3 protein-coding genes and 1 pseudogene are annotated in these 4618 nt (G+C 55.8%); 2 read left to right on the top strand and 2 right to left on the bottom strand.

The window, feature by feature from the left end:
- Positions 1 to 225: hypothetical protein (locus tag H5U08_RS10640; RefSeq protein WP_297032839.1), on the top strand; the 225-nt coding region annotated here is incomplete at its 5' end.
- Positions 222 to 2030: pseudogene (gene mnmG / locus H5U08_RS10635) on the top strand (tRNA uridine-5-carboxymethylaminomethyl(34) synthesis enzyme MnmG); the annotation flags it as partial. The gene H5U08_RS10640 and the pseudogene mnmG, both read left to right, overlap by 4 nt.
- 36 nt (positions 2031 to 2066) lie before the next feature.
- On the opposite strand, the gene H5U08_RS19860 reads toward mnmG, so the two are convergent.
- Positions 2067 to 3875 (bottom strand): hypothetical protein, encoded by a 1809-nt coding sequence (locus H5U08_RS19860; RefSeq protein WP_366494411.1) that lies wholly within the window; start codon positions 3873 to 3875, stop codon positions 2067 to 2069.
- A gap of 215 nt (positions 3876 to 4090) precedes the next feature.
- Positions 4091 to 4618, bottom strand: a 528-nt coding sequence (locus H5U08_RS10630; protein ID WP_297032837.1) for a hypothetical protein, incomplete at its 5' end; no start/stop codon positions are given.

Here is a 4618-nt window from a genome sequence, read left to right as displayed (position 1 = left end):
ATCGTTCTCACGCAACTTGCGGGTTTGGCTCGCTATCTCGAGACCGTGACCGGCCTGGCCGAGCGGATCGAGACGGATGGTTACTTCCAAAATGGGGGTTGGCGGATTATTCGCAGGAGTAAAATGGTTTATCAGAATGGGCGTGTCATGTATGACTGTCTGGCGATCACGACCCGTCGCAAGGATTTTCCATCGGAAAGCGAGCCAAACCACAACAGACCATGAACATCAGCGCATACGAATTTGACGTCATTGTCATCGGAGCCGGGCATGCGGGGGTGGAGGCGGCACTGGCGGCTGCCCGCATGGGCGCAAAAACCGCTCTGCTGACAAGTAATCTCGACACGATCGCCAAGATGAGTTGCAACCCCGCCATTGGGGGCGTGGCCAAAGGGCAGATCGTTCGTGAAATTGATGCCCTGGGCGGGGCTATGGGGATTGCGATCGACCATACGGCGATCCAGTTTCGACTCCTCAACCGCAGGAAGGGACCGGCGATGCACGGTCCCCGCGCTCAGGCCGATAAACTCGCGTACCACCAGGAAGTAAAACGTATCTGCGAATCACAGGAAAATCTATCGCTTCGGCAAGAAACGGTCGAAGAGTTGCTGGTTGAACAAGCAGCGGGGAAGACCCGCATTACTGGCGTGCTCGTGCGTGGGGGAGCCGTTTATCGGGCACCGTGTGTCGTCGTTTGCGCCGGGACATTCATGCAGGGCCTGCTCCATTTTGGTGACAAGACTATGGTCGGCGGTCGGGCAGGGGAGGAAGCTGTCGTCGGGCTGAGCCGGTCGCTCCGAGAGCTTGGATTCGTTGTTTCGCGGTTTAAAACGGGAACGCCACCTCGGCTCAACGGCCGGACCATCGACTATTCCCGCCTCGAGATCCAGCAGGGTGACGACCATCCTGTGCCCTTTTCTTTTATGACAAGCGAAATCACACAGCCGCAATTGCCCTGCTGGATTACCTACACGAATGAAAGGGTTCATGAAATCATCCGGCAGAATCTGCACCGGGCGCCGATGTTCACTGGGCAAATTCAATCCACGGGACCACGCTATTGTCCGTCGGTGGAAATCAAAATCGTGCGGTTTCCCGACCGGCCGCGGCATCAACTTTTCCTGGAACCGGAAGGGCGTAACACGCTGGAAATTTACGTGAACGGCCTGTCCACGAGTCTTCCACGCGATGTGCAGGAGGCCATGCTCCGCGAAATCGTGGGGCTCGAAAAGGCGGAGATCATCCGCTACGGCTACGCGATCGAATACGATTATCTCCCGCCGGATCAACTCCATTTGTCACTGGAAACGAAGCGTGTGGAGGGGCTTTTCCTGGCCGGCCAGGTCAACGGGACCACGGGCTATGAAGAAGCCGCCGGACAGGGTTTGATCGCGGGGATCAACGCCGTGCTGAAGCTGCGGGGAAAGGATCCCCTCATCCTGAGAAGAGACCAAGCCTACATCGGAGTCATGATCGATGATCTGGTCACCCGGGGGGTGGATGAGCCGTATCGTATGTTCACCAGTCGGGCTGAATATCGGTTGCGGCTGCGTCACGACAACGCCGACCGCCGATTGACACCCCTGGGGCGTGAGCTGGGACTGGTCGATGATGAACGCTGGAACCGATTTGTGCGGAAGGTCGAGGCGATGGAACGGCTTCGGGCTGTCCTGGAAGCCACGCGACAGGGTGGGGTTCCACTTTCGCGGCTTCTCACCAGGCCGGAGGTTTCCTGGGAAGACATTGTGTCGATAGCGCCTTCCCTTTCAGAGTTTCCTCGCGACGTCGTGGAACAGGTCGTCATTGACATCAAATATGCCGGGTATCTCGCGAGGGAAGAGGCGGCCATCGAGCAGCAACGTCGATTGGCAGAGAAGCGAATCCCGGATGATATTGACTACTTTTCCGTGCCGCATTTACGGGCAGAGGCCCGGGAGAAATTCTCCAAAATCAGACCTCGCGACTTTGCCCAGGCGGGCCGGATCAGCGGCATCACGCCCGCGGATCTGGCAGTGCTTGCGCTCTACCTGGAACGGCGCGGCCGACCGAATAATACCTCGGCAGTCTCAGGGGAGCTTCTTGCGCAGGCCAAAGAACACGAGATGCAGGCCGGTCGCGTCATCGATGAGCAATCCTCCCTGGGGAGCGAAGTATCGCTTGAGCACATCCACGGGGGGCAGCTTCCCGTCCTTGATTGCCTGGACGATGGCCATCCCGACTGAATCTTTGGGTGCGTCGCGTTCAATGGCCTGGAGCATAAAGGAATTCTTCGACAGAAAAGCCTCATACCACATCTCGAGCACGCTATCCGGCCGACTGAATATGAACAGGGAGGGATTGTCGGTACCGGCCAGCGCTTTAATCCGACCCCGCACCAGCTTGTATTCCAGGGACTCAGCGAGAGACTTTTCGGGGGCGTCCGCGGTCATGAGTATCTGTTCCATGAACGCCGGGCTGTCCGTCTGGACGACGTATTGATCAATCGCTGCGAAACAGGGGACGGGGAGTCGCATGTTTTCAGGAAACCATTCGGGACGTTGTCGGGTCGAAACGTAGTAAGTTCGTTGTCCGAAATCCTTTTTTTCAAGTGTTTGTGGGTTGGACTGAACAACCGCCTCGACGAATTTGGTCGCGATCTGCTCATCCTTCATTTCCATCACAAAAACGCCAGCGGCACTGTTAAGGCGGATTGGACGCTCGATCCACTGTGCCAGGGTTACTCGCCCAGTTGTGGCCGGCAGTACATCCCGAACCACGTCGAGCTGCAATCTTCGATTCATCTCATCGAGAACCTGTCGCTGGAAAGCTCCCTCACCACGGAAGCCGTCGTAAATCTGGGCGATCCGCTCCACAGTAACGGGCAGATCCATGTAAATTGTGATGTACCGCACGACGGACTCGGGGATGAAAAACTCCGGAGTTCCGTCTCCTTTTTTGAAGGCCGGGATATTCAGGACGCCGCGGCGAGGATTGTCCAGAAAAATGTGGATCTCCCGGATGGAATCCCAACCTGCCACGTCCAAACTCATGGCCGCTCCGACGGAGTTCAAGCCGTCCAATCCGAGAACCGGCAGGATTGCCAGCGTTACGGCTGCGGAGGGATTCATCGTCTTAAAGCCTTCGAGAATTTGGAGAGGATCCGCGAAAACCAGGCCATGGATCTGGCCCTGTTTGGCATAACGAATATTGCTTAGAAACTGCTGGAACTTTTTCTGTTCCGCCAGAGTTGCTGATTCCGCAGCGGATCCTTTAGCCCGGCGTATTACGTTTCGGATGATCTGCAAGTCGGTCTCACCTGAGAAGGCGATCCCCCCGATAAATCTTGGACCATCCACCGCCAGTCCAATCACCGCTTTTTCTTCGCGCTCCGGATTCAGAATGCGAAAGATGACATCCTCCACCCGCTCTGTACGAACCTTGCCGCCTTCCTTGGTGGCCTGCTGACAGACGAAATCAACGAGCTTGCCAAGGGTCTCAGCGTTTTCGCCGGCTTCCAGATAGACTAGCAGTACCCAACTCTGTGAAGAGGAGGATACAAAGCCCACCGACACTTCTCCTTGGGGAATGGCAAAAAGTGCTTTGAGAGAGATACCGCTTTCTTTTTCGAACTCCTCGCTCGCCTTAATGAGGGCGTCCCAAACGTCCGTCACGAACGGACGTAACTGCGGATCAGTGGCCATCCGTCCTACTGAAGATTGCAGAAACGCCGTTTTAGCATCGGCGATATTGGGAATGCTTACAAAAGCTGCCGTGTCCTGAGGGAAGATTTTCGCCGCGTAGGGAACATCCTGCCCCTGTGCCACGCTGTAAAGAGTGCAATACACGAGGACGAGACCTGCCCATTTGACAAGTGATCTGGAGTTACGGCATTGCATGGCTCAGTCTCCTATCCCCCACCGATCGGTCCCATTTTTCCCAACCGCGGAAGGCGAACGTCAAAAAACTTGTGCGTCCCTGGCGGTCCAGTCAATATCCGGCGAAGAGCCTCTCAGCACACTCTACACATTCCGTCCAAAAAGGTTACACAAGTTGCCCCAAAATCATGCCCCAAGCGGTAACAGTATCGTGTAAGCTACACCGGTTGCGATTTTCAATAAGGATACAGTCCTTTGAGGGGTCGCCTTTCGATGTCTGGAAATTCATAATCCAGGGTGATGGGTTCTTTACCGACTTCAATCCCGCCCAATTTGGGATCCCACAACCAGGTCCATTGTCGCAGTTCATTGCGGTGGAGGATGCAGCGGTCAATCACCCGGGTGCGACGTTCCTTTTTCCAACCGCCGTAAGCCCAGGTGAACTGCCAGATTTCGTGGCGAATTGTGGCGGCCCCTGGGAATTCGCCCTCGTAGCTGGTGGGGAGATCGCGGATGAGCATGACAAGGACCCGCACGACCTGGTCGTTACCGCCGAAATACAACGGTTCTACCTTGTTCTCATAGTATCTCGAGTTGCGAATCTGGAATTCAATTTCTTCGCGGTGTTCATCGGAAATTTGGGAGGTACCGGGGAAAAAGGGGTCAAATTCGAGGACCGGCGGAAAATCAAATCCGTCAATCCGAAGTTTACCCTGCCCAAGGATCACAACGTCGTACCGCCCTGGTGCGAGTTTCTCTACCTG

Source organism: Thermogutta sp. (genome assembly GCF_014359955.1).
Taxonomy (GTDB): Bacteria; Planctomycetota; Planctomycetia; order Pirellulales; family Thermoguttaceae; genus Thermogutta.
The sequence above is the reverse complement of the archived record's forward strand: the minus strand, read 5'-3'. Positions and strand labels throughout refer to the sequence as shown.